Source organism: Streptomyces sp. NPDC001315, assembly GCF_042896175.1.
Taxonomy (GTDB): Bacteria; Actinomycetota; Actinomycetes; order Streptomycetales; family Streptomycetaceae; genus Streptomyces.
Genome location: NZ_JBIAWZ010000014.1, coordinates 26,228 through 53,179, shown reverse-complemented (window position 1 = coordinate 53,179; position 26,952 = coordinate 26,228). Strand labels below are relative to the sequence as shown.

The 26,952-nt window shown below is 69.6% G+C and carries 23 protein-coding genes; 11 read left to right on the top strand and 12 right to left on the bottom strand.

Annotation, left to right across the window (positions count from 1 at the left end; all coding sequences use genetic code 11):
- Nucleotides 1-261 precede the first annotated feature (261 nt).
- Together ACFY16_RS30265 and ACFY16_RS30260 are read left to right on the top strand one after the other, a co-directional pair.
- Complete coding sequence (locus ACFY16_RS30265) at nt 262-1,041, top strand: SDR family NAD(P)-dependent oxidoreductase (RefSeq protein WP_390650364.1); 780 nt, start codon at nt 262-264, stop codon at nt 1,039-1,041.
- 550 nt (nt 1,042-1,591) lie between these two features.
- On the top strand, nt 1,592-3,982 hold the full coding sequence (locus tag ACFY16_RS30260; RefSeq protein WP_390650363.1) for an ATP-binding cassette domain-containing protein: 2,391 nt from the start codon (nt 1,592-1,594) through the stop codon (nt 3,980-3,982).
- Between the two features lie 160 nt (nt 3,983-4,142).
- Here the strand turns inward: ACFY16_RS30260 and ACFY16_RS30255 are convergent, their stop codons facing one another.
- Nucleotides 4,143-4,619, bottom strand: coding sequence for a MarR family winged helix-turn-helix transcriptional regulator (locus tag ACFY16_RS30255; protein WP_390650362.1), 477 nt, complete (start codon nt 4,617-4,619; stop codon nt 4,143-4,145).
- Nucleotides 4,620-4,723: 104 nt separating this feature from the next.
- Here ACFY16_RS30255 and ACFY16_RS30250 point away from each other — a divergent pair, with 104 nt between their 5' ends.
- Nucleotides 4,724-5,107, top strand: coding sequence for a hypothetical protein (locus tag ACFY16_RS30250; RefSeq protein ID WP_390650361.1), 384 nt, complete (start codon nt 4,724-4,726; stop codon nt 5,105-5,107).
- 241 nt (nt 5,108-5,348) lie between these two features.
- Here ACFY16_RS30250 and ACFY16_RS30245 read toward each other — a convergent pair whose 3' ends face one another.
- Entirely contained in the window at nt 5,349-5,984 is a 636-nt protein-coding gene (locus ACFY16_RS30245; protein WP_390650360.1) for a hypothetical protein, read from the bottom strand.
- Nucleotides 5,985-6,413: 429 nt separating this feature from the next.
- Here ACFY16_RS30245 and ACFY16_RS30240 point away from each other — a divergent pair, with 429 nt between their 5' ends.
- Nucleotides 6,414-7,151, top strand: coding sequence for an SAM-dependent methyltransferase (locus ACFY16_RS30240; protein WP_390650359.1), 738 nt, complete (start codon nt 6,414-6,416; stop codon nt 7,149-7,151).
- Nucleotides 7,152-7,460: 309 nt separating this feature from the next.
- On the opposite strand, the gene ACFY16_RS30235 is transcribed toward ACFY16_RS30240, so the two are convergent.
- The 4 genes from ACFY16_RS30235 to ACFY16_RS30220 all read right to left on the bottom strand — a co-directional run bounded on the left by ACFY16_RS30235 (nt 7,461) and on the right by ACFY16_RS30220 (nt 12,157).
- Nucleotides 7,461-8,666, bottom strand: a complete 1,206-nt coding sequence (locus ACFY16_RS30235; protein WP_390650358.1) for a flotillin family protein — start codon at nt 8,664-8,666, stop codon at nt 7,461-7,463.
- Between the two features lie 14 nt (nt 8,667-8,680).
- Nucleotides 8,681-8,929, bottom strand: coding sequence for a hypothetical protein (locus ACFY16_RS30230; protein ID WP_351145524.1), 249 nt, complete (start codon nt 8,927-8,929; stop codon nt 8,681-8,683).
- A 490-nt stretch (nt 8,930-9,419) separates the two neighbouring features.
- Nucleotides 9,420-10,748 carry an enolase C-terminal domain-like protein gene (locus tag ACFY16_RS30225; protein ID WP_390650357.1) on the bottom strand — a complete coding sequence of 443 codons (1,329 nt, stop codon included), beginning with the start codon at nt 10,746-10,748 and terminating at the stop codon, nt 9,420-9,422.
- Nucleotides 10,749-10,819: 71 nt separating this feature from the next.
- Nucleotides 10,820-12,157, bottom strand: coding sequence for a gluconate:H+ symporter (locus tag ACFY16_RS30220; protein WP_390650356.1), 1,338 nt, complete (start codon nt 12,155-12,157; stop codon nt 10,820-10,822).
- A gap of 317 nt (nt 12,158-12,474) precedes the next feature.
- Here ACFY16_RS30220 and ACFY16_RS30215 point away from each other — a divergent pair, with 317 nt between their 5' ends.
- Nucleotides 12,475-13,263, top strand: a complete 789-nt coding sequence (locus ACFY16_RS30215; protein ID WP_390650355.1) for an IclR family transcriptional regulator — start codon at nt 12,475-12,477, stop codon at nt 13,261-13,263.
- A gap of 83 nt (nt 13,264-13,346) precedes the next feature.
- On the opposite strand, the gene ACFY16_RS30210 is transcribed toward ACFY16_RS30215, so the two are convergent.
- On the bottom strand, nt 13,347-13,970 hold the full coding sequence (locus ACFY16_RS30210) for a helix-turn-helix domain-containing protein (protein WP_390650354.1): 624 nt from the start codon (nt 13,968-13,970) through the stop codon (nt 13,347-13,349).
- Nucleotides 13,971-14,198: 228 nt separating this feature from the next.
- Here ACFY16_RS30210 and ACFY16_RS30205 point away from each other — a divergent pair, with 228 nt between their 5' ends.
- On the top strand, nt 14,199-14,390 hold the full coding sequence (locus tag ACFY16_RS30205; protein WP_390650353.1) for a hypothetical protein: 192 nt from the start codon (nt 14,199-14,201) through the stop codon (nt 14,388-14,390).
- 26 nt (nt 14,391-14,416) lie between these two features.
- On the opposite strand, the gene ACFY16_RS30200 is transcribed toward ACFY16_RS30205, so the two are convergent.
- Nucleotides 14,417-14,623 carry a DUF6233 domain-containing protein gene (locus ACFY16_RS30200; protein WP_390650501.1) on the bottom strand — a complete coding sequence of 69 codons (207 nt, stop codon included), beginning with the start codon at nt 14,621-14,623 and terminating at the stop codon, nt 14,417-14,419.
- 293 nt (nt 14,624-14,916) lie between these two features.
- On the opposite strand from ACFY16_RS30200, the gene ACFY16_RS30195 reads away from it, so the two are divergent.
- Nucleotides 14,917-15,441: an ATP-binding protein gene (locus ACFY16_RS30195; protein WP_390650352.1), complete on the top strand. Its 525-nt coding sequence runs from the start codon at nt 14,917-14,919 to the stop codon at nt 15,439-15,441.
- A 117-nt stretch (nt 15,442-15,558) separates the two neighbouring features.
- On the opposite strand, the gene ACFY16_RS30190 is transcribed toward ACFY16_RS30195, so the two are convergent.
- Entirely contained in the window at nt 15,559-18,471 is a 2,913-nt protein-coding gene (locus ACFY16_RS30190) for a glycoside hydrolase family 3 C-terminal domain-containing protein (protein ID WP_390650351.1), read from the bottom strand.
- Nucleotides 18,472-18,896: 425 nt separating this feature from the next.
- On the opposite strand from ACFY16_RS30190, the gene ACFY16_RS30185 reads away from it, so the two are divergent.
- Both ACFY16_RS30185 and ACFY16_RS30180 read left to right on the top strand, forming a co-directional pair.
- Nucleotides 18,897-20,411, top strand: coding sequence for a glycoside hydrolase family 43 protein (locus tag ACFY16_RS30185; protein ID WP_390650350.1), 1,515 nt, complete (start codon nt 18,897-18,899; stop codon nt 20,409-20,411).
- Nucleotides 20,412-20,545: 134 nt separating this feature from the next.
- A complete protein-coding gene (locus ACFY16_RS30180; RefSeq protein ID WP_390650349.1) occupies nt 20,546-21,088 on the top strand; it encodes a GNAT family N-acetyltransferase in 543 nt (180 codons plus the stop codon).
- 170 nt (nt 21,089-21,258) lie between these two features.
- Here the strand turns inward: ACFY16_RS30180 and ACFY16_RS30175 are convergent, their stop codons facing one another.
- Complete coding sequence (locus tag ACFY16_RS30175) at nt 21,259-21,720, bottom strand: TetR/AcrR family transcriptional regulator (RefSeq protein ID WP_390650348.1); 462 nt, start codon at nt 21,718-21,720, stop codon at nt 21,259-21,261.
- Nucleotides 21,721-21,907: 187 nt separating this feature from the next.
- The gene (locus ACFY16_RS30170) at nt 21,908-22,984 is read right to left on the bottom strand and encodes a LacI family DNA-binding transcriptional regulator (protein WP_390650347.1); all 1,077 of its coding nucleotides are present in this window, start codon (nt 22,982-22,984) and stop codon (nt 21,908-21,910) included.
- A gap of 632 nt (nt 22,985-23,616) precedes the next feature.
- Between ACFY16_RS30170 and ACFY16_RS30165 the strand changes: the two genes are divergently transcribed.
- Both ACFY16_RS30165 and ACFY16_RS30160 read left to right on the top strand, forming a co-directional pair.
- On the top strand, nt 23,617-24,387 hold the full coding sequence (locus tag ACFY16_RS30165) for a class I SAM-dependent methyltransferase (protein ID WP_390650346.1): 771 nt from the start codon (nt 23,617-23,619) through the stop codon (nt 24,385-24,387).
- A gap of 162 nt (nt 24,388-24,549) precedes the next feature.
- Entirely contained in the window at nt 24,550-25,965 is a 1,416-nt protein-coding gene (locus ACFY16_RS30160) for an MFS transporter (RefSeq protein ID WP_390650345.1), read from the top strand.
- A gap of 130 nt (nt 25,966-26,095) precedes the next feature.
- Here ACFY16_RS30160 and ACFY16_RS30155 read toward each other — a convergent pair whose 3' ends face one another.
- Nucleotides 26,096-26,728, bottom strand: coding sequence for a DedA family protein (locus tag ACFY16_RS30155; RefSeq protein ID WP_390650500.1), 633 nt, complete (start codon nt 26,726-26,728; stop codon nt 26,096-26,098).
- Between the last annotated feature and the right edge of the window lie 224 nt (nt 26,729-26,952).

The following is a 26,952-nucleotide window of genomic DNA, read 5'->3' as shown; positions in this document are numbered from 1 at the left end:
TCACCCGGCATGGCGGAGCAAATCCCCGGATCAGGTCGAACCCCCACACCACTTCTCAGCACGCGATCGGTACTCAACGCGCTATGTGCCCTAATTGCCCAATGCGATCCCGGTTACCCGGATGGCCGGAGTTCTTTCGAGCGTCGTAGATTCCGACCCGGAGGCCGTGAGAGTGACAGCGGCTGAACCGATTCACGACGAGCGGTCCAGATGGGCGGTCTGCCCCATGACACGTATGGACGCGCCGTCTAGGGTGCGGGCATGACCTCGCACAGCTACCTCTCCGAACTGTTCTCGCTGGACGGCCGGGTCGCACTGGTGACGGGCGGCAGTTCCGGCATCGGCCGAGCCATCGCAGGGGCTCTCGCGCGAGCGGGGGCGAGCGTGGTGATCGTGGCGCGCAAGGAGTCGGAACTTGCCGCCACGATCGACGAGTTGGTGGCGGACGGCTGCCGGGCGGCCTGGGTGAGCGCCGACCTGAGCACCCGCGACGGGGTGCGCGCGGCGGCGGAGCAGGCAGCCGCCGTGTTCGGCGAGCCCGACATTCTCGTCAACAGTGCCGGGATCAACCTGCGGCCGCCGATGGGCGAGCTGGGCGAGGAGGTGTGGGACACCACGATGGCGGTGAATCTGGAGGCGCCCTACCTGTTGGGCCAGCTGTTCGGGCCCGCCATGGCCGAGCGAGGCTTCGGGCGGATCATCCACATCACCTCCCAGCAGGCGCACCGGGCGTTCGTCCAGAGCGGCGCCTACGGGGTCTCCAAGGGGGCGCTGGAGTCGTTGGCCCGCTCTCAGGCCGAGGCGTGGTCACCGTACGGGGTCACCTGCAACACGCTGGTGCCCGGCTTCGTCATGACCCCGCTCAACGCGCGGTTGTCGTCCGACCCGGAGAAGGTGGCTGCGCTGGCCGCGCGCACGATGGTCGGACGCAACGGCCTGGCCGAGGACTTCGCCGGAGCGGCGGTGTTCCTGGCCGGCCGCGCGTCCGGCTATGTCACCGGGCAGGCGATCCACGTCGACGGCGGGTTCTCCGTCCACTGAGCCCAACACCGCACGAAAACCGGACCAATTGGGGGCCGGTCGAAGAGGTGCGAGCGCGCCATGGCGCTGCCGCGCCGTGGAGACCTCAGCGTCCGAGTCGGTCGGTGTGCCGCACGTCGGCGACGCCGAGACCGGCCAGGAGTCGGCCCAGCGGCCGTACGGTGTTCGCGACCGTGCCTCCGTGATCCCCTGGGCAACCTGATCCGTGTCCGGGAGGTCCGCTGAGCCGTCCGGTGATCGCGGCCATGACCTGCAGAGAAGGCACGGTGAAGGAGCCCGCACGCTGCTGATGGCCACGCCGACGGCCGGCCCGAACGGCAGAGACCTGGCCGCCACCCGGGCCGGTCGGCTCGGGGCTGGGCCGACCACGCCCGCTACGCGTCCATGACCGGGGCGAAGTCGAGGTCCTCGAGATCGACGTGCTGCCACAGGAGCAGGTGACCGGTTCATTACGCACACCGGCCTCGATCTGGGTGCGCGGCTGGTTAGATCGATCCCGGCGACGCCGACGGAGACCACGAAGGCGGCTCCGGTAACAGATGGAGACATGATGAGCATGGCCATGAGGGCGGACACGCAGTCGCCTGCGCTGCACGTTGCCGACAGCCACGATTTGATCCGCGTGCACGGCGCGCGCGAGAACAACCTCAAGGACGTCAGCATCGAGATCCCGAAGCGCCGCCTGACGGTGTTCACCGGCGTCTCCGGCTCGGGCAAGAGTTCGCTGGTGTTCGACACGATCGCCGCGGAGTCGCAGCGGCTGATCAATGAGACCTACAGCGCGTTCGTGCAGGGATTCATGCCGACGCTGGCGCGTCCCGAGGTCGACGTACTCGACGGGCTGACGACCGCGATCATCGTCGACCAGCAGCGGATGGGTGCCGATCCACGCTCCACGGTCGGCACCGCCACCGACGCCAACGCGATGCTGCGCATCCTCTTCAGCCGGCTCGGCAAGCCGCACATCGGCTCGCCCAAGGCGTTCTCCTTCAACGTCGCCTCGATCAGCGGTGCGGGTGCGGTCACTCTGGAACGCGCCGGACAGAAGGTGAAGGAACGTCGCTCGTTCAGCATCACCGGCGGTATGTGCCCGCGCTGCGAGGGCCGGGGCTCGGTCACCGACGTCGACCTCACCCAGTTCTACGACGACTCCAAGTCGCTCGACGAGGGCGCGCTCACCATCCCCGGCTACAAGTCGGGCGGCTGGAACTACCGGCTCTACACCGAGTCCGGCCTCGTCGACCCGAACAAGCCGATCCGTAAGTACACCAAGAAGGAGCTGCACGACTTCCTCCACCTCGAACCGACCCGGATGAAGATCGCGGGCATCAACATGACCTACGAGGGGCTGATCCCGCGGATCCAGAAGTCGATGCTCTCCAAGGACCGGGAAGCGATGCAGCCGCACATCCGGGAGTTCGTGGACCGGGCGATCACCTTCACCACCTGCCCCGACTGCGAGGGCACCCGGCTCACCGAGGCGGCCCGGTCGTCGAAGATCAACAAGATCAGCATCGCCGACGCCTGCGCGATGCAGATCAGCGACCTGGCCGAATGGGTCCGCGGCCTCGACGAGCCGTCGGTGGGTCCGCTGCTCACCGCTCTGCAGCAGACTCTGGACTCGTTCGTGGAGATCGGCCTCGGCTACCTCGCGCTCGACCGCCCGTCGGGCACGCTGTCGGGCGGCGAGGCGCAGCGGGTCAAGATGATCCGCCACCTCGGCTCCTCGCTCACCGACGTCACCTACGTCTTCGACGAGCCCACCACGGGCCTGCACCCTCATGACATCCAGCGGATGAACGACCTGCTGCTGCGGCTGCGGGACAAGGGCAACACGGTGCTCGTCGTGGAGCACAAGCCACAGGCGATCGCCATCGCCGACCATGTCGTCGACCTCGGCCCCGGTGCCGGCACCGCCGGCGGCACCGTCTGCTTCGAGGGCACCGTCGAGGGGCTGCGGGCCGGTTCCACCGTCACCGGCCGCCATCTCGACGACCGGGCCGCTGTCAAGGAGACGGTCCGCAAGCCCACCGGCTCGCTGGAGATCCGCGGCGCGACGGAGCACAACCTGCAGGAGGTCGACGTCGACATCCCGCTCGGGGTGCTCTGTGTGGTCACCGGCGTGGCGGGCTCCGGCAAGAGCTCGCTCGTGCACGGGTCGATCCCGGCCGGCGAGGGCGTGGTCTCGGTCGACCAGAGCCCGATCCGCGGCTCGCGGCGGAGCAATCCGGCGACGTACACCGGACTGCTCGAACCGATCCGCAAGGCGTTCGCCAAGGCCAACGGTGTCAAGCCGGCACTGTTCAGCGCCAACTCCGAGGGCGCCTGTCCCACCTGCAACGGCGCGGGCGTCGTCTACACCGACCTGGCGATGATGGCCGGCGTCGCCACCACCTGCGAGGAGTGCGAGGGGAAGCGGTTCCAGGCATCGGTGCTGGAGTACCACCTCGGAGGCCGGGACATCAGCGAGGTGCTGGCGATGCCGGTGACCGAGGCCGAGGAGTTCTTCGGCGCCGGTGAGGCGGCCACGCCGGCCGCGCACCGCATCCTCGAACGGCTTGCCGACGTCGGGCTCGGCTACGTCAGTCTCGGTCAGCCGCTCACCACGCTGTCCGGCGGCGAGCGGCAGCGGCTCAAGCTGGCCACCCACATGGCCGACAAGGGGGGCGTCTACGTCCTCGACGAGCCGACCAACGGCCTTCACCTCGCCGACGTCGAGCAACTGCTCGGCCTGCTCGACCGGCTCGTCGACTCCGGCAAGTCGGTCATCGTCGTCGAGCACCACCCAGCGGTCATGGCGCACGCCGACTGGATCGTCGACCTCGGCCCTGGCGCCGGTCACGACGGCGGCCGGATCGTCTTCGAGGGCACTCCCGCCGACCTCGTCGCCGCCCGGTCCACCCTCACCGGCGAGCACCTCGCGGACTACGTCGGCGCCTGACCGAGGTCCTCGCGGCCCCAGTGAGACGAGTCCTCTTTCGACGCCGACACATCACGAGATCGAGGACGTCACGCACCTGGGGTTGTAGCTGGATCACCATGGCGTCCGCCGGCAGCAGGGTCCGTGCCGGCGGACAGCCTGCGTTCGCCTTCGGCGAGTTTCAGCGCTCCCGCTCTTCGGCCACCGCCACCTCGTAGGCGCGCAGGGTGTCGACGAAGAGGCGTCGCTGCGACGGGGTCAGTGGGGTGAGCACGCGGCGCCAGGCAGCGGCGCCGGGGGCGAGCCAGGCGGCGATCGCGTCGTGCTGGTCGGGGGTGATGGCCACGATCCGGCGCCGCCGGTCGGACGGATCCTCGCGCCGGTCCAGGATGCCCTTCCCGCTCAAGTCCCCGACCATCAGGCTGACCGTGGTGGGCGCCACCTCCAGGCGCGCGGCCAGTTCGTTGACGGTCATGGGTCCGTCGAACAACAGGCAGGACAGCAGTGAGAGGTGACGGGGCGCCAACGCCTGCGGCTGCAGTGCCTCGGGCACCGGAATGCGCTTCACCCGGCTCGCCATCCGCGGCATGAGCAACAGCAGTTCACGCACCGCGGCGTCCACGTCCGCCCCGCCCTCACGCCGCGCGGATTCAGCCATCACGCACTCCTCAGCATTTACCTTTGATGACAAAGATGCTTTGCTATCAAAGGCATTAGTAGTCGACCTGCCCGCGACCGCGGGCCACGGACGGAGATTTCACCATGCCCCACTTCACCGTGCACATCAGCGAAACCGCCCTCGACAGGAAGGTCGAAGAGGGGCTGATCCGCGGACTCGCGGACGCGGTCGGATCCGTCTACGGCGACCAGTTCAGCCGCCTGGTCGCCGTCGACCTCATCGGGATCCCCCAGCGTCGGCGCGGCATCGGCGGGGCCCCGACCGACCAGACCGCCCCGAACGTCACACTGAGCCTGCGCGAGGCGGCCTACCAGCACCCGGATGTACCGGACGCACCCGCGCGCCTGATCGCCGCGATCACCGACGCGCTGGTCGGCGTGCTCGGTGAACAGGTCCGCGAGCAGGTGGCGGTCGGCCTGCTGACCGTTCCCGAAGGGCGCTCCGGAATCGGCGGCCAGGTCACCTGACCAGATCTGCCGCGGACTTCGAGATGCCGGCCGACGGGGCGATCCGGAGCGATACGGCGCCGAGTACCCTCCGCCTCAGGTGCGGAAGTCGAGGCGACGGCACCACGCCGGCTTCCACGTCGTAGGTACGAGCGCCGGCGGACTGGGCCTTCCTGGCTCCGCTCTCCGTGGTGACCGAAGACGGTACGGCGCAGGGCGCCGTACTCCGTCAGCGGGGTCTCCGGTGCTGCTGTCTATGGCTTTAGCGGGAGGCCTGAGCTGGCTGTGCTTCGGGTGCGGGGGCCTCGGCCTGCGCGGGAGCGTCTGCGGCGGTGTAGAAGACCGAGGAGCCCTGCTTGGTGCGCTGGGCCTGGCTCTTGGCCACGAGACCTTCGAGCGTGGTGCGAACGACGGTGGCCTTGATGCCGCGGTCGGGGTGGGCCTCGCTGAGGGTGGTGGCGATTTCCGCTGCGGAGCGCGGTTCGCTGTGTCCGGTGAGGTGGCCGCGGATGAGTTCCACAAGGGTGGGCTTGGTCGACTTGGCGGTCGCGGCCTTGGCTGCGGACCTCTTGGCTGCCTTGCTGACCGGCGCGGCGCCGGCCTTCTTCGCGCGGACCTGCTTACCCGCCTCGGACTTGGCGACTTTCTCCTGCCGCGGAGCGGGCACCGCGGCGTCTTCGGACGCGACCGCGGACTTGGCGGGTGCGGCGGTGGTGCCGAGTGCCTTCTGGATGTTCACCAGCACGGTGTGATCGTGTTGCAGAGCGAGCAACTGCTCCTGCAGCGCGGCGATTTCCGCACCAAGGCGTTCTTGGTCTTTGGCATTGCGTTCGAGGTCGCTTGCCACCTGTGCGATGTACTGCGACGTGAGTTCGGTGGTCGGGGTGGTCTCAGACATGTGTGCTGACCTTTCCTCGGTTCGCGACTGCGGAGAGATGAATGACAGGGCAGTCGTAGGGAACCTACCGCTGATTCCTGACTGCTTGGGCCGGGCTGCAAGTGTTGCAGTGTGCTTCAGCGTAGAGATAGTACGCACGACTGGAGCCAATTGTTCCTTCCAGTGGGATCCGCGGGCCGATCGGAGGCGGAGTGCGCCGCGCAGGACACCGTGCGGTCAGCGGTTACCCACAAGCTCAGAGTCCTGCCGGGTTGTCAGTGTGCACCCACCAGCCGGTCAAGAAGCTCCTGCGTCCGGTGAGGGGAGTGACCGCACGGACGGGTGAGGAGAGCAATTGCCCATATCTGTGGTCGGCCGTTGACCGGTGAGCGTCAGGTGCACGGAGGAAATTCAGGTGTGCGGGGTCTCTGAGGCTGTCAGGCTGCGCCGGTGAACCGTGAACAGATCTCCGGAATCGCCCATGCCGACCACCCGATAAAGTCCCCGCTCGACGACGACTCTGTGTGCCGACTACTGGAACGAGCTCTGCCACGCGGCAACGAGCGTGTGCTCGACCTTGGTTGCGGCAGCGGGGAATGGCTTCTGCGTGCCCTGGCTGCGCACCCGCAGGTTCACGCCGTGGGCGTTGACATTTCCGAGGACGCCCTGGCGCAGGCCCGCCAGGCCGCGATCAGCCTCAGTGTCCAGGAGCGCCTCGAACTCCACTGCCAAGAAGCCGAAAGCTTCTCCTCTCCGCACTTGTTCGACCTGGTGCTCAGCGTCGGGGCCACACATGCCTTCGGCGGCCTGCTCCCCACCCTCGCGGCCGCACGCAAGTACCTGGCCCCCGGGGGACGCGTGCTCATCGGTGAGGGCATCTGGGAACGCCGGCCTTCTCAGGAAGCTGTCGAAATGCTGGGGGAGTTCACCGACCTGGCCACCACGGTCGACCGCGTCGTCGCCGACGGGTGGACCCCTGTCCACGGGCACGTCAGCACGCGCCGCGAGCTGGACGACTACGAATGGGCCTGCTGGGGGGCGCTGGCCTCATGGGCCCTCGACCACCCCACGGACCCGGACAGCCCGCAGGTGCTTGAGACGGCCACTGTCCGCCGCTCCGAGTGGCTGCGAATCTACCGGGACACCTGGGGTTTCGTCTGCATGGTGCTGCGGCAGACGCCCGACTGACCTCGGACAGGCCCGGGTGCCCCGCCGCTGTCACGTGTCGGGATGTTGGTGAGCGCGGCCGGCGCGCGCATCGGTGGGCTGAGCCGACCGGGTATGCGGCCCCGCGGTGGTGCAGGCGGCCTTGTCCGCCAACGCGGGGCGCCGTGACGTGGGTGAGCCGGCCGGTGGCCCCGCGCTCCACTGCCGGAGCGCTGAACAGCCGCCACATCTGGGCATCGGACGCGTGGGCCCGCGCAAGCTCGACGCGGGCCGACGCTCGGGGGCCGGCCCACGACCGGTCCCCGAGCTCAGGGCCTTTGAGGGCTCCGACTACTTCGAGGGCTCCGACTGGTCCAGGTTCACCGGGCCGTCGTCCGCCTTCTTCTCCTTGGCCGGGTGCAGCTCGAGCAGGCCGTTGCCACTGCTCTGCTCGGGGCGGCGCCCGTCGGAGGAGTCCTGGCCGTTCAGGTTCTGCCGGACCGAGTCGAGAATGGTGAGGCCCTGGGACACCAGGCCCGCGGCGATCTCGCCGAGGCCGTCCGCGCCGTTCAGGACATTGACGTTGGCTCCGGCGAGGCCGCCGGCGGCCTCCTTCACGATCTGTGGCAGCTGGTCGATCAGCATGCGGTCGAGGGCGACCCGGTCGTAGGAGGCAGCCGCCTCGGCCTGGATCTTCATGCGCTGCGCATCGGCGGCGGCGAGCACCCTGATCCGCTCGGCCTCGGCCTCGGCGGGCTTCACGATCTCGGCGACCAGCTGCTGCTGGCGCAGTTTGGCCTGGCGCTGCGCCAGTTCGGTCTGGGCGGCGAGCACTTCCTGCTGGGCGTGGGCCTGTGCCAGCGGTCCGGCCTGGGCTGCCTGCGCCTCGGCGCGGTTCACCTCGGCCGAGTACTCCGCCTTGACGATGGCTGTCTGCCGGGCGTACTCGGCCTGCTTGCGGGCCGCCGCCTGCTCCGCCTCGGCCGCGGCCTGGGTGGCCTGTGCCTGGGCGATCTGGGCCTGCCGCTGGATGGCCGCCTTGTGCGGTGCGGACATCGCGTCGATGTAGCCGGTGTCGCCGTCGTCGATCGACTGGATCTGCAGCGAGTCCACGATCAGACCGATCTTCGCCATCTCGGTCTTCGAGGTGTCCAGGACCTCCGCGGCGAGCTTCTGCCGCTCGGTGACGATCTCCTCGACTGTCATCGAGCCGATGATCGCCCGCAGGTGGCCGGCGAAGATCCGTCCGGTCAGCACCGACATCTGGTCCTGGTCGGAGAGGAAGCGCTGACCCGCGTTGATGATGCTCTCGTGGTCGTTGCCGACCTTGAAGGCGATCACGGCGCGGACGTGCAGCGCGATGCCCTGCCTGGTCACACAGGTCTCGGTGACCTCGGACTCGCACATCGACAAGGTGAGGAAACGGGTCTTTCGGAAGATCGGAAGCACGAACTTTCCGTGCCCCGTCACCACTCGGAACGGCGCGCCCCCCAGTCCCCGCCGGCCCCCCGAGATCAGCATCGCCTCGTCGGGAGCGGGAACGCGGTATCCGAACATTTCTCTTCTACTCCTCAGTCGGCGTCGGCAAGGTCGCCAAGCGCGTCCAACGGATCCACCCACTCGACGACGCCGACCTCACGACATCCGCGCGACTCGATCACGAGTACCGTCGCCCCCGTCGGCAGAGGATCCTCCGACCAGGCGAGAAAGGTCTCGGAGCCGCCTCTGACCCGCACCAGGATCTCGCCGGGGCCCGCGGATCCGCGGGTTCCGACGAGTATTTTCCCCGTGCAGCCGATCACGGCCTCGTCCTGCGGCATCATCGGCCGCCCTCCATCGCTCTGGCCCACGATTCAGACGATAGACCTACCCGGGTCGGAGGCCCAACGGGTATGGCGACTCCACGGAACGGCACCGACCGACGACAGCCCCTGACCTGCGTGGCTGGGTTCACGCGGCAGCCCCAGCGCCTTCTCCGCGGGGATGTACCGCCGCACCGGGGACGCCCCCGCGCAGATCGGGCTGACCGATCGCCAGAACAGTGAGGCCGCGGGACAGGGGAACACCGACGTGGTCGGCTGCCACTTCAACTCCAGTCGCTTGTCGTCACCTGCTCGTAGAGGTCTGCAGCAGCCGCTCCTCCGGTCAGTCCGCGGGCCGACGAGCCTGCTGCGCCTCGCGCATGACCGCCCGGGGGTCCGCCACCGGACCCCACCCCCTCGGCTTCGGTGCGACGGGGCTGAGCCCGCAGGTGGAACGTTCCACCCCGTGCCCAGCCGGCCGCGGTCCCGACCTCGCAGGGCGATACGGCTAGCGCACCAGGCAGGGGCGCTTGGCGTCGAACGTCCAGCCGGGCACGAGGTGCTGCATCCCGGCGGCGTCGTCCCGCGCCCCCAGCGCCTTCTTCCGGTAGAGCTCGTGGGCCGCGAGGAGGCGGTCCATGTCGAGTTCGACGCCCAGACCGGGGGCGTCGGGGACGGCGATCTCGCCGTCGACGATCCGTGGCGGGGTGACGGTGAGCCGCTCCAGGCCCTCCTGCCAGATCCAGTGCGTGTCCAGGGCGTTGTACGCGCCTGGGGCCGCGGCGCCGCAGTGCGTGACCATGGCGAGCGAGATGTCGAAGTGGTTGTTGGAGTGGCAGCCCCACGTCAGGCCCATCGCGTTGCACAGCTGGGCCACGCGCACCGAGCCCTGCATGGTCCAGAAGTGTGGATCGGCCAGCGGGATGGAGACCGACTGCAGGGCCAGGGCGTGGGTCAGCTGGCGCCAGTCGGTGGCGATCATATTGGTTGCGGTCGGCAGTCCGGTGGCCCGGCGGAACTCGGCGAGGATCTCGCGCCCTGAGTAGCCGCCCTCGGCTCCGCAGGGATCCTCGGCGTAGGCGAGGGTGCCGACCAGGGGCTCGCAGAGCTCGATGGCCTCGCGCAACGACCAGGCGCCGTTCGGGTCCAGGGTGATGCGCGCCGAGGGGAAGCGGTCCTTGAGCGCGCGAACCGCCTCGACCTCCTCGGCACCCGCCAGCACTCCGCCCTTGAGCTTGAAGTCCCGGAAGCCGTACAGGTCGTAGGCCGCCTCGGCCTGGCGGACGATCGCCTCGGGCGTGAGGGCCTCCTCGTGCCGGATGCGGTACCAGTCCACGTCCGAGCCGGGCTCGCGGACGTAGTCCAGATCGGTGCGATCGGGGTCGCCGACATAGAAGAGGTACCCCAACACCCTTACGGAATCCCGCTGTTGGCCGTCGCCGAGGAGGGCCGCGACCGGCACGTCGAGGTGTTGGCCGAGCAGGTCGAGCAGGGCCGACTCGACAGCCGTGACGGCGTGCACGGTGGTCCGCAGGTCGAAGGTCTGGGCGCCGCGTCCGCCCGAGTCGCGGTCCGCGAAGCGGTTCCCGATCTCACGCAGGACGCGCTTGTAGTCGCCCACCTTCGCGCCGACGACCAGGGACTCGGCGTCCTGCAGAGTCTGGGTGATCTTCTCGCCGCCGGGCACCTCCCCCAGCCCCGTACGGCCGTCGGAGTCCTTGAGGACGAGGATGTTGCGGGTGAAGTAGGGGCCGTGGGCGCCGGAGAGGTTCAGCTCCATGGAGTCAAGGCCGGCGACGGGGTAGACGTCGAAGTGGGTGACGGTCGGCTGGCTCATGCGTGTCGAGCTCCTTGCGTACGTGGGGGAGGAGAGGCCGTGAACAGAGGCTTCGTGGGCTTCAGGGCTCGTCAGAGGCTGAGGACGTCGAGGGCCCACTCCAGCGCCAGGACGCCGCCCAGGCCGAGGATCGCGAGCACCGTCGTATAGGTGGTCCGGACCTTGATCGCCTCGATGACCGAGAGGTTGAAGTACTCCTTGAACAGCCAGAATCCCGGGTCGTTGACGTGGGAGAAGGCGATCGACCCGCAGGACACGGCGAGCACCATGATCTCGGGGTGGATGCCGCTGCCCGCGAGGAGCGGCAGCACCACGCCGGAGGCCGTGACGACGGCGACCGTCGCCGAGCCGAGGGCCACGCGGAGGATGACCGCGATGAGCCACGCCAGGATGATCGGCGAGATGGACCAACTGTCCGTGGCGTCCTTGATGTAGTCGGAGATCCCGCCTTCGACGAGGACGTTCTTGAAGGCACCGCCGGCGCCGATCACCAGGAGAATCATCGCCATCGCCTGGGCTGCCGAGGAGCAGGAGGCGCTGACGTCCGCCATGCTGCGGCCGATTCGCGGTCCGAACGCCCAGATCGCCAGCAACAGGGTGAGCATGAGCGCGATCGGTGCCGAGCCGATGAAGGCGACGAAGTGCAGGAACGGGCTGTCGCCGGAGGCGACCATGTCGGTCACGGCGGCGCCGGCGATCAGCACCACGGGGAAGAGGGCCACGAACAGCGACCAGCCCATGCCGGGCATCTCCTCGTCGACGAACTCACGCTCACTGACGAGGCCCTTGGGGATGGAGGGGTTCATCGCCTTGACGAACGGCAGGCGCGGCCATGCGAGCGCGATGAGCGCTCCGGCGGGAACGGCGACGAAGAGTCCGTAGAAGAGGGTGTGGCCGACGGAGGCGTGGAAGGTCGCGGCCACGGCGGTAGGGCCGGGGTGCGGCGGCAGGAAGCTGTGCATGGTGGACAGGGCGATGGACATCGGCAGGCCCACCCACAGCAGTTTCGCCCCGGTGACCCTGACGAGGGTGAACGCGATGGGCACGATGATGATGAAGGCGACCTCGTAGAACATGGTCACGCCGATGAGCATGGAGGTGACCACCATGGCCACCTGGACCCAGCGCGGTCCGAACGCGTCGAGGAGCTTGCCGGCTATTCGCTGGGCGGCGCCGGAGTCGCCCATGACCCGGCCGACCATGGCGCCGAGCCCGATGGTGAGCATCGTGTCGCCGATCTGATCCCCGATGCCCTCCGAGAGGACGTCCGGAATGTTGGCCACCGGAATACCCCGGACCAGCGCGACGCCGACCGCCACGAGCAGGAGCGCGGCGAAGCCGTTGAGTTTCAGCCGGGTCATGAGGAGCAGCAGGATCACAACGCTGATCCCGACTACGAGGAGAGGCATGTCAGTTCCCCTTTGAACTGTCGAACTGTCGAACTGTCGTGCAACTGAGCTGCTGGACCGCTGAGCCGTGGCGTGGGTGGCCGGTGCGCACGGCGATGCAACGGCCCTCGCCGGAGCCGGAGCCGGAGCCGGAGCGGGAGCGGGAGCCGGTGGCGGTGGGCGACGGGGTGCCGCGGGGTGGTCGGAAGGTCTCCGCAGTGAACCGCACCCTGAATCTCATCTCTATATGCAGATGGCGTACATGTATGAGAACGCAGGCTAGGTCGGTGAACGGATGGAGGTCAATGGGTCCGGCAGTGTGGATTTACGATGAGGCCATGTCGGAGAGCAGCGGGGTCCGTGGGGTGAAGTCGGCGGCCCGTACCGTCGAACTGCTCGAACTGCTCGCCGCACGGGGCGACCGGCCCGCCCGCCTGGACGAACTCGCCGGGGAGCTGTGCGTACCGCGCAGCAGCATGTACCAGCTGCTGCAGACCCTGGTCGGCTGCGGCTGGGTGCGCTCCGACACGACCGGGTCCCTCTACGGCATCGGAATCCGCGCTCTGTTCACCGGCACGAGCTACCTGGACAGCGACCCGCACGTGCGCAGGGTCCGCCCCTGTCTCGACGAGGCCTCGGACACACTCGGCGAGACGATCCATCTGGCCCGGCTCGACGGCCCGAACGTCGTCTACCTCGCGACGCGCGAGTCCCACGAGTACCCGCGCACCATCAGCCGGGTCGGCCGCCGGATCCCGGCGCACGCCGGCGCCCTCGGCAAGGCGCTGCTCGCCGAGCGCCCCGACGGCGAACTCCCGCTTCCCGACGGCCCGTTGACGGCCCTCACGGAGAACACGCACACCGACCGTGGCACTCTGCTGGTCGACCTCGCCGGAGTACGCGAGCGCGGCTACTCCATAGACCGCGAGGAGACGGTGACCGGCATCGCGGGCTTCGGTTTCGCCCTGCGGTACGACTCACCGGCCACCGACGCCATCAGTTGCTCGGTGCCCGTGGCGCGGCTCGGCAAGGAGCACGAAGCGCGGGTCGTCGCGGTCATGCAAGAGCTGCGGACGAAGATCGAGAACGCCCTGTCACCCGCCGCAGGCGCTCCCGACTGGCGCTGACCGTCGCCCGTCCCCTTCGTTCCAGTCGTCGGGAGGCAGCAGCGGCTCGGCTACGACCCGCGCCGTGGGATGCCCGGGTCGCGTCAGACGGCTCCGTGTGTCGGACGGCGGTGGGGGTCGGCCGGCCGTCCCGGTGTCATCGCCAGGTAGTACACGCACTCAGCGTGCTCGGCGTCGTTGGCGAAGGCGTGCCGGCGGTCGCCCGGGAAGTAGGCGGAGTCCCCGGCCGCCAGAAGATATGGGGCGCCGTCGACGGTCAGGCGCAGGCGACCTGTCTCCACTGCCACGTACTCATGTGATCCGGGTGGATGCGGGAGGAACTCCCCGGCGTCGACGCCGGGCTCCAGGGCGGTGCGCATGAACTCGAACTCCGTGCCGGGCAGCACAGGCGAAAGGATGCGCCGAACCCAGCCGGCGGAATCCCGCACGATGTGCTGCCGGGCGCGGGGCAGGATCACCACTTCGGGACGGACGGGCTCGTCCAGGAGCCTGGCGACCGAGGTGCCCAGCGCGGTCGCCAGACGGTCGAGGACCAGCACACTCGGCGTCTTGGCGCCACGCTCCACCTCGGACACCATGCTCCGGCTCACCCCGCTCAGCTCGGCGAGCCGCTCCAGGGCCATGTTCCGGGCTCGTCGCTCGGATCGGATCCTGGCCCCCAACTCGACCATGGACAAACCACTGGAGAGGAAGTTGCCGCCACTCATTCTTCCACTTTAGCGATCGGCATCCTCTATAGAAGAGATCGGGACTCCTCCCCATCGGGGAGCCGTGGGCGAGGCGCAGAATCCCGGCTTCCACGGTCCCCTGCCGCTTGTTCCCGCCGCCTGCTCGGCCGTCGCCAGGCGACGCCCGAGAGTGCGACCGTCGGCCGCCCTCGCCCTGCTGCGGTCAACGGAGGACCATGGGAGGCAAGCAACCGAGGGAGGACCGCCATGAAAACAGGAGCCTCGGATTACGACTCCTGGCTGTACTCTCACACGCCCTCTCAGGCTGAGGGCGAGCGGGACGAACCTGCCGAGCGGGCGGCCATGCATCCGGACGTCCCCAGGACCGAGCCGTCCCAGGCGGAGGGCGAGCGGATGGACGACACCAGGACGGCAGGACCGCCGACAAGCGATCAATGAACGGCACACGCTGCCGAGCCCCGGCATCACAGGAACGCGGTCCGGGGCTCGGCAGCGTTCGACACCCGCCAGCGGCAGCGGGTTGCGGCTGCTCCGGGGAATCCGAGCGCATTACGCGGCCGGCAATACGTACATCGCGGGACCTGCCGCCGCGAGGCATCGAACGCCTGCACCCGGCTCGGCGGGAAGTACCGCCCGCTTCTGCTTGCCGCCCGGCAATTGCCGGTATGCACGCGTCGACGTTGCTGCGGCTCAGCCACCGCTCGATCAGCCACTTCGACGGGGGACGCTGCCGCTCCTCACCCCGCCGCCGCTCCTCACCCCGCCGCTGCTCCTCCTCGCGTCGCTCCTCGTCCGAGATCCACCGGTCGAGCTGGGCAAGGCTCGCCCGAGTCTGAAGCCCGACAACGGGACGCGCGAAGTGGAGCAGCTCAAGACGCGGCCGGCAGCCCGGGAAACGCCGAAGCCGTACCGGATCTCTGCCGTGCCCGTTCCCGCGGCCCGCATGGCGCTAGCATCGGGTCCCGTGATCGTATGGCTCAATGGCACCCACGGCGCAGGCAAGACGACGACCAGTGCACTGGTGCAGCAGTTGATCCCGGATTCACGGGTGTTCGACGCCGAGAAGGTCGGCGAGACACTCATGGACATCACGCCGGGCCTGCCGGGGACGGACAACTTCCAGCACTGGCCGCCATGGCGGCCGCTCGTCGTGGAGACCGCCCGCCACGTGCTCGACTACACCGGCGGTACTCTGGTGATGCCCATGACTGTCCTGGTCGAGCAGTACTGGCGCGAGATCAGCACGGGACTCGCCCAACATGCCATTCCGGTACGGCACTTCGTCCTCCATGCTGACCAGGACACCCTCCGCGGGCGCATCGCGGGCGACACTGTTCTTGGCCCCAACTCCCCATTCCGTCTCCAATACCTCGAGCCCTACGCCGAGGCGGCCCGCACGTGGCTGCACGCCGAGGCCGAGGTCGTCGACACCACGCACCTCACGCCCGCCCAGGCCGCCCTGCAGATCGCAGAGGCCGTCAAGAGTTGAGGTCCGCCCGCCACGCGAAAACAGCCGCAGGTGGCCACAAGAAACGACCTTCCGCCAACCTGGAGGCCGCCGTGGTCGGCGTGCGTCACACCGCCTCCACGGGGAGGTCCTCGTGGCCTAGGGCGTGGCCCTCCCGGACGGGTGGGGCGAGTCGAAGCGGAAGCCGGTGAGTCGGATGGCGCCGTGGAGTGTCAGCCGCAGGTCGTGGACGCCGTGCAGCGGCGCGGGAAACCCGGTCGAGACGGTCGTGCACGTGTAACGGTCGCCAGTGACCGGCACCGCGACCTCGGCCAGCAGCCGCTCGTCCACCCGGAACTCCAGCCGTGCCTGCCCGGTGTCGCCGTGCCCGTCCGGCCCGGGGTCTTCGCGTGCGACCTCCGCCTCGACCCGTACGGCGCCGGAGAGGTCGACGGCACGGAACAGCAGCGCCCCGGGCTGTCTCGGGTCGGCCGGCGTGACGGCGTCGCCCGCCGCGCGGGTGGCGTCCACCAGGGTGACGCCCGCGTGGTCGTCGAAGTCGACGGCCGGGGTGCGCCGGTCGACGACCTTGCGGGGCGCGGGGGCCGTCCCGGTCACCGTCAGGGGAGTGGTGAGGACGATGTCGTCGGCGGAGCGGGCTATCAGGACCTCATAGCGGCCGGGGTCGACGGTGAAGGTGCCGGTGGCGACGTCCCAGTGGGCGAGCCGCCCGGCGGGCAGGTGGAAGTTCAGCTCCCGGTTCTCGCCGGGGCCGAGGTCGGCCTTGTGGAAGTCGGCGAGCCGCAGCCGCGGCGCCTCGTAGCGGGCGTCCAGGGCCCGGACGTAGAGCTGGACCACCTCGCTGCCGCGCCGGGCGCCGGTGTTCGTGAGCGTCACCGAGACCTGAACCGAGCCGTCCTGTGCGACCGTCCCCTGCGACAACCGCAGGTCGCGGTAGGCGAATGTGGTGTAGGAGAGCCCGTGGCCGAAGGCGTAAAGTCGCGCGGCGCGGTGGTACTGATAGGTCCAGCCGGCCTTGATGATGTCGTAGTCGAGCGGGTGCGGCAGCGCGTCGTCGCCGCGGTACCAGGTCTGCGGGAGACGTCCCGCGGGGTCGGCCTCGCCGAGCAGGACGTCGGCCAGCGCGCGTCCGGTCTCCTGCCCGCCGTGGGAGGTCCACACCACGGCGGGCAGGTGCTCGTCGGCCCAGTCGACGGCGTACGGGTAGCTGCTCATCACCACCAGTGCCGTCTCCGGGCGGACCGCGCCGACCGCGCGCAGCAGTGCCTCCTGGGCCTCGGGAAGCGCTGTGCCGGCGCGGTCCTCGGTCTCCCGGCCGTTGATCAGCGGGTGGTTGCCGAGCACCACCACGGCCACGTCTGCGGCCCGGGCCGTGGCCACCGTCTCGGCCGTTCCGTCGCGCAGCAGTTCACGGTGCCAGCGTTCGGCGGCCTGCCGGGTTTCGGCGGTCACGCTCACCCGGCCGTCGGCCGGGTCGACGACGGCGTACCGGCCGGTGAGGACGCTGCGGAGCAGCACCGCGTCGGGGTCGTCGGCGAGATCGGGTTCCAGACGGAAGGTCTCGTGCACGTACCAGCTCTTGAGCAGCTCCTGGTCGGCGGCGAGCGAGGCGTCGTCTTTGACGGAGAGGTAGCGCCCGCTCATCGCGCAACGCAGCGTGAGCACGCCGTCGCCCCAGTCGGCGACGTCGAAGGCGGTCCTGAGCAGCGGCTCGCCGGTGGTGCGGGAGCGCAGCGCGATCCGGTCGGTGCCCTCGACGTGGACCACCTCCCCGCCGCGTTCCCTCAGTGCCGCGTCCAGACCGGCGGCGACGCTGATCCGGTAGGGCATGGTGCCGCTGTACCAGTCCTCGCACAGTGTGCCGGCGAGCGGACCGATCACCGCGACCTGCGCACGGCCTGACATGGCGTCGAGTGGCAGCAGCCCGTCGTTCTTGAGCAGTACCACCGACTCGGTCGCGGCGCGGCGGGCGAGAGCACGGTGTTCAGGGCAGTCCACGACCTCGGGACCGATGCCGGCATAGGGGTCGAGCTCGGGGTCGAACTCGCCGAGCCGGAACCGGAGTTGCAGCTGTCGCCGCACCGCGCGGTTCACGTCGGATTCGTCGATCAGGCCGCGGTCCAGCGCCTCGCGCAGCCGGCCGATCGGAGTCGCGCTGTCCTGGAGGTGGTCGGTGAAACTGTCGATGCCGGCCTTCAGTGCGGCCGCGTGGGACTCGGCATGGTCGTCGAAGTAGTGCTGGGGGTCCACGAGATTGGACGGAGCCTCCTGGTCGCTGACCACGAACAGCTCGTGGCCGGTGAATCGCGCCCAGTGCCGCAGCTCCGTCTCGATCAGGGGACTGACATGACAGGGGCGGCCGTTGACCAGGTTGTACGCGGCCATGGCGCCGGTCGCGGCGCCGGAGGCGACGACCGGTCGGAAGGCGGCCAGGTCGTACTCGTGCAGCACCCGGGGCCGCACACCGGAGGAGGTTACGCAGCGGTCGTCCTCGTTGTTGTAGGCGAGGAAGTGCTTGAGCACCGGCGCCGCGCGCAGGAACCGCGGGTGGTCGCCGGTCAGGCCGCGGCAGTAGGCCTCGGCCAGCCGCGCGGTGTGTACGGGGTCCTCGGAGTAGCCCTCCTCGTTGCGGCCCCAGCGCGGGTCGCGCAGCAGGTTCACCACCGGGGCCCAGGCGTGCAGGCTGGTCGCGGCGCTGCCGACGACGGGCGGACGGCCGGCGAGCGACGGGTGGTGGTGGAAGGCGCGCAGCTCGACCGAGACGGCCTCGGCGACCTGGTGCACCAGCTTCTCGTCCCAGCTGGCGCCCAGTCCCACCGCCTGCGGAAAGACCGTCGCCACCCCGACCCCGGCCACGCCGTGCAGCGTCTCGGTCCCGGTGCGGAACGAGCCGACGCCGAGGCGTGGAACGCCCGGCACGTACTGATGCAGCATCGCGATCCGTTCGTCGAGCGTGAGCCGCCCGAGCAGGTCTTCGACGCGCTTACGCAAGGGCAGCGCGGGATCACGGAACGGCAGCCGGTCGGTCGGGGACAGGGACGGGAAGCTCACGTGGCAGGCCCCTCAAGACGGGTCGGAGGTCGCAATGTGTTGAAGCGCTTCGACGCTGACAGGAACCCGGCGGTCTGTCAATATTCTTGGGCGTGGGTGGATATCTGCCTGTCCAGGGGCCTTGTCGAACCGGTTCGCATGTCATTACTGTCGCCGCACCATTCAAGCGCTTCGACACCTGCGGAAGAAGTGCCGCCTTCACCATGAGACCCGAGCGTGAGACCTGAGCATGAGACCCGAGTTGAACCGCAGCAGCTTGGTGAGTGCTGGTGAAGTTCGTGGCAGCAGGTCACGGCCGCCACTGGTCGGGCACTCGACGCAGCGACCGGCGACACCCCGGCCACCTCGATGCCGGGGCGCTTCCGGAGAGCTCGGACGCCAACGTCGGCAGCAACTGCGCCCCGCCGATGAAAGGAATTGAAGCAGTGTCAGACATCCACTCGCCGGGCAGGACCTTCGCCAACCCGGTGATCCCGGGGTTCCACCCCGATCCGAGCATCTGCCGCGTGGGCGACGACTACTACCTCGTGTGCTCCAGCTTCGAGTACTTCCCCGGTGTGCCTGTCTTTCACAGCCGCGACCTGGTGAACTGGACACAGATCGGCAACGCTCTGGACCGGCCGAGCCAACTGCCCCTCCCCACCGGCACACCCTCGTCCGCCGGGATCTACGCACCCACGCTGCGCCACCACGACGGCCGATTCTGGCTGATCGTCACCCTGGTCTGCGAGGGCGGCGGCAACCTGCTCTTCACCACCACCGATCCGGCCGGACCGTGGTCCGACCCCGTCCGATTGCCGGGCGTCCCCGGCATCGACCCGGATCTGGCCTGGGACGAGGACGGCACCTGCTGGTGCACGGTCGCCGGAGTCGGACAGGTCCGCATCGACCCGCACACCGGGGAGTCGTTCGGCGCGCCGCGCAAGCTCTGGTCCGGCACGCCGGGCGCCAAGGCCCCGGAGGCACCACACCTGTACCACGTCGGCGACCACTGGTACCTGCTGATCGCCGAAGGCGGCACCGAGCGCGGCCACAGTGTCTCGGTCGCCCGCGGCCGCACGCCCACCGGACCGTTCGAGCCGTGCCCGGCCAACCCGATCCTGACGCACCGAGGCTTCGAGCACCCCATCCAGAACACCGGCCACGCCGACCTGGTGCAGGCAACCGACGGTTCCTGGTGGATGGTGCTGCTGGGGGTGCGCCCCGGCGGCGGAACCCCCGGCTGGCACGTGCTCGGCCGCGAGACCTTCCTGGCGCCGGTCACCTGGGTCGACGGCTGGCCCGTCGTCGGCGACCTGGAACCCGACATGCCCGCGCCCGCTTGGCCGCTCCGGCCGGACCCCGTCGCGCCGCACCGGGACGACTTCGACCTCAGCGCGCTCCAGCCGTGCTGGGTCTCGCTGCGCGACCGCCCCGCCCGGCACTGCACCACGAAGGAACGGGCCGGATGGCTTACGCTCCACGCCCGCGGCAGCTCCCTGGACGAGCCCGACGTCGTGTTCGTCGGACGCCGCCAGCAGCACCTGTCGTGCCGGGCGCGCACACTCATCGACCCCGCGGAAGGGCGCGGCGGCCTGGCGGTCCGGCTCGACGAGGACCACCACTACGAGATCGAGGCGGGCTCCGGGGAAGTGAAGGTGCTCGCCCGCATCGGCCCGCTGCATACGGTGGTCGCCTCCCGCCCGGTGCCGGCCGGACCCCTTGTCCTGGGTATCCAGGTGACGCCCACGCGGACGCTGCGCGACGCGCGCACCGGGCCCGACACCCTCAGCCTCGGTGTCGAGGAACCGGACGGCACGTTCACCGTGCTGGGCACCCTCGACGGCCGCTACCTGTCCACCGAGGTGGCCGGTGGCTTCACCGGCCGGGTGATCGGCATGTACGCATCGGGCGGCACCGTCCACTTCGACTGGTTCGACTACGAGCCGCTCGACCAGTGAACGGGCCGTCGTGGTCGCGCGACCACTGAACCGGCCCCGCGGTCGCGCGACCACCAGGTGCACCGGTGCTCGCCGTCCGGCGTGGTCCCGAACCCTGTGCCTGGTCAGAACAGGCGGACTGGGATACTGCGGTCATGGATGCCGGGGTGATGGGGAACGGGACGCGATCGGACGTGGCAGTGCCTGTACGGACCACGTCGGAGCAGGGGGCGGGTTGGGCATTGCGTTCTGCGGCGGCAGCGGACCTCGAGGTGCTGGTGGAGTTGCGGGCCACAGTCATGCGTACTGATCTTGAACGCCTCGGGCGCTTCGACGAGCACCGGGTGCGGCAGCGGCTGCGGGATTCCTTCTCCGAGCAGTACACGTCGATCATCATGATCGACCGCGAAGTCGCTGGATGCGTCACGGTCCGGCCCGCCGCAGGCAGGCAATGGCTGGAGCACTTCTACCTTGCTCCGCATCATCAGGGCCAAGGGCTCGGATCCGCTGTCTTGCGCACGGTACTGGGACGGACCGATGCGCAGGGCATGACCGTGGCCCTGAATGTCCTGCAGGGCAGTGCTGCCCGTCGACTCTACGAGCGGCACGGATTCCTTGTGGAAGCCCAGGACCCGGTCGATGTCCTCATGGTGCGACCGCCGGGAGCGATGGCCAGCGCCCGCCTGTGGCCGGCGTAGCCGGCACCGACCAGGACCGTCGACGCGCGCCGAACCGCGGCTGTTTGACCATCCGGTCCGGGGTGTCCGGGCCGTCCTCGCGCCGGCTGCGGGGTGCCCGCCGCGGCCCGCTGTCGGACATCGTTACGAGGGCGAGCCGCAGGCGGGACCCGTGCCATGGGTGACCACGGCTACGGCGTGCTGGTGAGGTTGCCCATCACCTGCTGCAGCTGCTGCGGGGACAGCGGGTCGGCGGGCAGAGGGCGAGCGGCTTCGGTGCGCAGGCCGTCGAGCACGAAGCCGACACCTCGGCGCCAGAAGTCCGGGGCGGTGGCCTTGGCCGCACGGGCAAGCAGAGCGTTGGTGCCGAAGACGAACAGCATGTCCTCGTGGGTGAAGTCCGGGCGGAGGGCACCGGCCCGCTGGGCGCGCTCGATGACGCGTACAGCGGCGGCCTGGGTGCGGTCGCAGACGGCCATCAGGCGGGCCGCGCCCGGGTAGCGGCCGGTGACCACGTCGCCGATCGCGGGCTCGGTGGCCTGCAGCTCGCACACCTTCTCGATGTGGTACGCGAACCCGTCCCAGGCGTCGTCGTGCGCGAGGGCCCGCTCGGCAGCCTCGTCGAGCCGGACCGCCGCGACGTCGACCGCCACTTCGTCGATGAGCGCCTCGCGGGTGCCGAAGCAAACTCGCCGTCTACCGCAAGAAGGCGGAAGCGGCCCTCGCGGCCACCGAGAAGTGACCGACCGCGGTGCCGGCCGCCACGTCCGTCCACCACCTTCACAGCAATCCGCAACTGTTCGGCTGGCGATGATTCCACGGCGCGACGAGCGACGGTCGTCAGGCCGACTTCCGTATGACCAGACGGGTCGGGGTGACCACAGACGACAGCGGGTGGCTGCCGCTCCCCGCCGCGAGCTGGTCCGCCGTGCGGTTGAACAACAGCCGGGCCATCAACCGGCCCATTCCCTCGACGTCCTGATGAACCGTCGTGAGCTGGGGCTCCGCGGCCTCGGCGATGGACGCCAGGTCGTCGAAGCCGACGACGGCCACATCCTCCGGCACCCTGCGGCCCCGCTCCCGCAGCACCCGCAGGGCACCGGACGCCATGACGTCCGAGGCGACGAACACCGCGTCAAGATCAGGAGACCGGTCAAGGAGCACAGCCATGGCATCAGCCCCGCCCTGCAGGGTGAAGTCGCCCTCGGCGATCAACTGGGGCGGGGGGTTGATGAGCACGTCGCAGTAGCCGTCAAGGCGGTCGATCGCGGCAGCTTGGTTGAGCGGCCCAGCAATCGTCGCAATGTGTTGACGCCCCAGCGACACGAGATGCCGAACGGCTTCTCGGGCACCGCCGCGGTTGTCGGCGTCGACGTACGTGCAGACCTTGCTGCGGTGTCCGGAGCCAAGGACCGGACGACCGCCAAAGACAGCGGGCAGCCCCATATGCTCGATCATGCCCGGCAATGGGTCGTCTGCACGCAGCGAGAACAGCAGCGCGCCATCGACGTGCCCGCCGCCGAGGAAGTCACCGACGCGCGGATAGTCGTCCGGCTCCTCGATGAACAGGAGTACCGGCTGTGCTCCGTGGCGGACGAGTTCCTGTCGGATGCCACGCAGATGGGAGTTGAAGTAGGGGTCGACGAAGAGTCGGTTCTGAGGTTCGGTGACCACAACGGCAATGGCGTTGTTGCGGCGGGTGACCAGGCTTCGGGCGGCTTGGTTCGCTACATAGCCCAGCTCCGCCACCGCTTCTCGGATGCGCTCGGCGACCTCCGCCCGCACCCTCGGCTCGTCGTTGATCACCCGCGACACGGTGGATTTCGACACCCCTGCCCTGCGCGCCACGTCCTCGAGTGTGGGGCGCCTTCCGTTCAGGCGTTCAGTCAACTTCGGCTCCGATTCAGTGCAGTTCATCAGGTGTCGCTGGACACGTTAGCCGTCCGTCGGCAGCACTGATCACCGATCCCGCACGGCATCAGTCCTGCTCGAACGAGCCGCCTTGTCCCCGCAAGGCAGACCTTTGGGCCTCTCGCTGATCCGACCTCAGGCGCGCACCGGAGCCCGCCCGTCGAGAGGAGATGTCGAAACGGGCGCCTTCGAGGACGACGAACGTCGGGACGGCAGCGGTGCCCGCATGCCCGTTCGGTGAGGTTTCCGCAGACGCTGCGTCGCTGCGTCAGCGTCGGCCCGCAACCGGCCGGCATGGGCACGCGGCACTACCTCAGCGACTACGTCCAGTCGCTTCGGGTGCGAGCCGACGGCGACCGGGACCCGGGCCGCGCCCTGGGACGGGGAAGGGCATGTCGGCCTCGTCCTGCCGTGCGCGGCGCCGGTGCCGTCAGCCCAGGAGTCACCATGGCTGATGGCGCTCACCAGGGCTGACGGCACCGGCGCGCAGGAGAGTAAGCGGGGCGCGGGTGGGGTGCCATGCCGGTACCCCACAAGGTGTAGGTGTCCCGCTATGCCCCGACAATGGATGCGTGGCACGTGAAGCTGGCTCCCGGGGCCCTCAGGGATCCGGGAGCCCCGGGCACTACGGCGAGCAGATGTTCCGCCCGCAGGACGAAGGTGAGTCGGAGCGGACCGACCTAGGGGCCCTCGTCTACGACGCCACGACGATCGCGCGGCTGCGGCAGCTGGGTGTCGGTCCGGGCTGGCGTTGTCTGGACGTGGGCGCCGGAACCGGGACGGTGGCGCGTCTGCTTCTGCGTGAAGCGGGCGTCGACGAGGTCGTGGCGGTGGACCGGGACATCCGGTTCCTCTCGTCCGAGCCTGTCGCGGGATTGGCCGCGCTCGAGGCCGACGTGACCTCCGACCGCTTCGAGCCGGGTCTTTTCGATCTCGTCCACGCCAGGTTTGTGCTGATGCACCTGCCGTCTCCCGCTGTGATGGTCGAGCGACTCGCCGGGCTGCTCGCGCCGGGAGGTGTACTCGTGCTGAGCGACGCGGTGGACCTGACGACCGATGACGCTCCGGACACGCCGTACACCCTGGCCATGCGGGCGATGTGGCAGGGACTGCGTGAGACGATCGGCACCGACGTCTCGTGGGTGCCCGGTTGTCCTCAGCTGATGCTTGCCGCCGGGCTGGAGGCCGTGGCCGCCGAAATCCATGTGCCGCCACTGGTGCCGGGCAGCCCCATCAGCCGGTTCTGGGCTCGGACATGGGACCGGGCACGTGCTGCGATGGTGGCGACGAGCATGGTGGACGACGCCGCGATCGACGAAGCCGAGCGCCGGCTGGATTCTCCGGCATACGCCGGGCTGTCTCCCGGAATGCTGACTGCCTGGGGCTGGAAACCTGCGCAGTCACGCTGACCAGGCAGCAGGATACGCACCCGTTGCCGACAGGCGAAGTCCGTCGGGCTCTCTTCCCCGCCTGAGGCGCGGTGAGTCGGCATGGTCCCGGGCGCGGGTTATATATGTCGATTAGTGTGGCTTTTTTGCGTGGAGTCTCCGTTGATGGGATGGAGCTGAGACGTGACGTTCGCGGAGTCGGCCGGGGGCGAGTCGGTACCCCCTCCCGAGCCGGCCCCGGAGTCCGGGCGGCGGTCCTTGGCTCCCCTGCTGGCGGTGTGCGCCGGGTATTTCATGGTGATCCTGGACGTGACGATCATCAACGTCGCCGTGCCGGTGGTGGGCCGGGAACTGTCTGCCTCGCTCACCGGCATTCAGTGGATCACGGATGGGTACACCATGGTCTTCGCGGGGTTCCTGATGACCGGGGGAGCGCTGGGCGACCGGCTGGGCAACCGTCGGGTCTTCTGCTGGGGCGTGCTGGTGTTCACGGTGTCCTCGGCCGCGTGCGCGTCCGCGCCGAACACGCCGTTGCTGGTGGTGGCCCGGTTGGTGGAAGGGCTCGGGGCGGCGCTGATCGTGCCCGGATCCCTGGCCCTGCTTCAACAGGCCTACCCGACGCCGGCCGTACGGTCGCGGGCCTTCGGACTGTGGGGTTCGATGGCGGGTATCGCGGCCTCCGCCGGGCCTCTGCTGGGCGGGTTGCTGGTCTCCACGGTGGGCTGGCGGTGGGTCTTCCTCATCAACCTGCCCGTCGGTGTGGTCTGCCTGGTGCTGACCCTTCGGTACGTGACGCCCTCGCCCCGGCACGGCGCCCGGGCTCTGGACTGGCCGGCGCAGTGTGCGGTGGTGGCGGCGGTGGCTCTGCTGACCGGCGCGCTGAATGAGGCCGGACGGCGCGGCTGGTCGGATCCTGCAGTGCTCGCCGGGCTGGTCCTCGCCGCGTCGGCCACCGCTGCGTTCGCGGTGCGCGAGCGACTGGCCCGGTCTCCCGCCCTTCCGCTGAGTCTGCTGCGCTCGCGTGCGATGAGCGGCGCGGCCCTCGTCGGCCTGCTGTTCAACTTCGGCTTCTACGGCATGGTGTTCACCGCCAGCCTGGACTTCCAGCATCAGCGCGGCTTCAGCGCCCTGAAGACCGGGGTGGCACTGTTCCCTGCGGTGGCCATGACCACGTTCGCCTCTGTACTTTCGGGGCGGCTGACTCGCCGCACCGGTGATCGTCCGCTGGTGGTCTTCGGCATGCTCCTGGCTGCGCTGGGGCTGGCAGGCTGGGCCGCGGCGGGAGTCGATCCCGCCTATTGGCTGCTGGTGGCTCCGATGATGGCCGCAGGGTTCGGTACGTCCTTCGCCCTGACCGGCTCGACCGCCACCGTGATGAGTGCGGCACCCCCGGCGTACTCAGGGGCCGCTTCGGCCCTGTTCAACACCACCCGCCAGATCGGCAGCGCCACCGGCGTGGCGCTGGGGGGCAGCCTGCTCGCCAGTGGCACCGACTACAACGCCGGGCTGCGTACCAGCATGGCCATCGGTGCGCTCGCCTACGTGATCGCCGCGGGTTTCGCGTGGCGGTGCGTGCCGGCGAAGCCCGAAGGGGCGTAGGGCGTCGTCAGTTCCTACACCCGTGTCGAGAGCCTCGTCGGGCGGGGCATCGCCGCCCTGGCCCACGCCGTCACGGCCGCACCGGCCAGGTGGCACTGCCCCGACGCCGTAGCGCCGCCCTCGCACGCGTTCAGGACGACCGCCGGCCGCGCCGCACGCGTAGTGCCTCTGCCGCCAGCGGCAGCAGCGAGACCGCGACGATCACAGCGACCAGGAGCAGCAGATAGCGGTCGGCATGGGGCACCGACGAGCCGAGGGTGTAGCCGGCCAGGACGAGGGTCTGCGACCAGAGCAGGCCGCCGACCACCTGCCAGAGGGTGAATGCGCGCACCGGCACCCCCAGCGCCCCGGCCGCCGGATGCAGCACGGTGCGCAGCATCGGAATGAAGCGGCCCAGCACGATCGCCTTGCCGTAGCCGTACCGCGCCAGCAGCTCCTCCGCCCGCGTCACCCCCTGCCGTACACGCCGGTTCGATGTGCGGGCCAGCAGTGCCCGTCCGCCACGCCGCCCGAGCAGGAAACCCACCTGCGCCCCGGCCGTGGCTCCGACGGCCGCGCACACCAGTACCTGCCACAGTTCCAGCTGTGGCGCCCGGTGCACGGTCTCCGCGCACAGCACACCGGCCGGGAACAGCAGTGCGTCGCCGGGCAGGAAGAAGCCGACCACGAGCAGGCCCGACTCCGCGAAGATCACCACCAGGACGCCCAGCGCACCGAAGGCCGCCAGCACCGAGGTGCTGTTCATCGGGTTGATGGCGATCATCTTGAGGGCGATCATCGCCATCGTCTCCTGGCCGGCAGTCCCCACCGGGTGATCCCCTCGTCAAGCATCATGCGGAGCAACGAGTCCGCCTTCAGGGGCTGGAGCGCGAGTCCGGCCGCGTACCCGTCGCGACGGCGAGCTGAACGGCCTGCTGGTAATGGCCCTCTACCAGTTTCCAGTGTGGCCGTGGCGAAGGTGCACCTCAACCGATCACCGACGACTTC

Excerpts from the sequence above, each read along its gene's own strand:
- ACFY16_RS30215 (WP_390650355.1), top strand. The coding sequence starts at position 12,475 with ATGTCGGAGAGCAGCGGGGTCCGTGGGGTGAAGTCGGCGGCCCGTACC.
- ACFY16_RS30170 (WP_390650347.1), bottom strand. The coding sequence starts at position 22,984 with ATGAACTGCACTGAATCGGAGCCGAAGTTGACTGAACGCCTGAACGGA.
- ACFY16_RS30205 (WP_390650353.1), top strand. The coding sequence starts at position 14,199 with ATGAAAACAGGAGCCTCGGATTACGACTCCTGGCTGTACTCTCACACG.
- ACFY16_RS30165 (WP_390650346.1), top strand. The coding sequence starts at position 23,617 with ATGTTCCGCCCGCAGGACGAAGGTGAGTCGGAGCGGACCGACCTAGGG.
- ACFY16_RS30155 (WP_390650500.1), bottom strand. The coding sequence starts at position 26,728 with ATGATCGCCATCAACCCGATGAACAGCACCTCGGTGCTGGCGGCCTTC.
- ACFY16_RS30250 (WP_390650361.1), top strand. The coding sequence starts at position 4,724 with ATGCCCCACTTCACCGTGCACATCAGCGAAACCGCCCTCGACAGGAAG.
- ACFY16_RS30210 (WP_390650354.1), bottom strand. The coding sequence starts at position 13,970 with ATGAGTGGCGGCAACTTCCTCTCCAGTGGTTTGTCCATGGTCGAGTTG.
- ACFY16_RS30225 (WP_390650357.1), bottom strand. The coding sequence starts at position 10,748 with ATGAGCCAGCCGACCGTCACCCACTTCGACGTCTACCCCGTCGCCGGC.
- ACFY16_RS30260 (WP_390650363.1), top strand. The coding sequence starts at position 1,592 with ATGAGCATGGCCATGAGGGCGGACACGCAGTCGCCTGCGCTGCACGTT.
- ACFY16_RS30220 (WP_390650356.1), bottom strand. The coding sequence starts at position 12,157 with ATGCCTCTCCTCGTAGTCGGGATCAGCGTTGTGATCCTGCTGCTCCTC.
- ACFY16_RS30235 (WP_390650358.1), bottom strand. The coding sequence starts at position 8,666 with ATGTTCGGATACCGCGTTCCCGCTCCCGACGAGGCGATGCTGATCTCG.
- ACFY16_RS30180 (WP_390650349.1), top strand. The coding sequence starts at position 20,546 with ATGGATGCCGGGGTGATGGGGAACGGGACGCGATCGGACGTGGCAGTG.
- ACFY16_RS30265 (WP_390650364.1), top strand. The coding sequence starts at position 262 with ATGACCTCGCACAGCTACCTCTCCGAACTGTTCTCGCTGGACGGCCGG.
- ACFY16_RS30245 (WP_390650360.1), bottom strand. The coding sequence starts at position 5,984 with ATGTCTGAGACCACCCCGACCACCGAACTCACGTCGCAGTACATCGCA.
- ACFY16_RS30230 (WP_351145524.1), bottom strand. The coding sequence starts at position 8,929 with ATGCCGCAGGACGAGGCCGTGATCGGCTGCACGGGGAAAATACTCGTC.
- ACFY16_RS30255 (WP_390650362.1), bottom strand. The coding sequence starts at position 4,619 with ATGGCTGAATCCGCGCGGCGTGAGGGCGGGGCGGACGTGGACGCCGCG.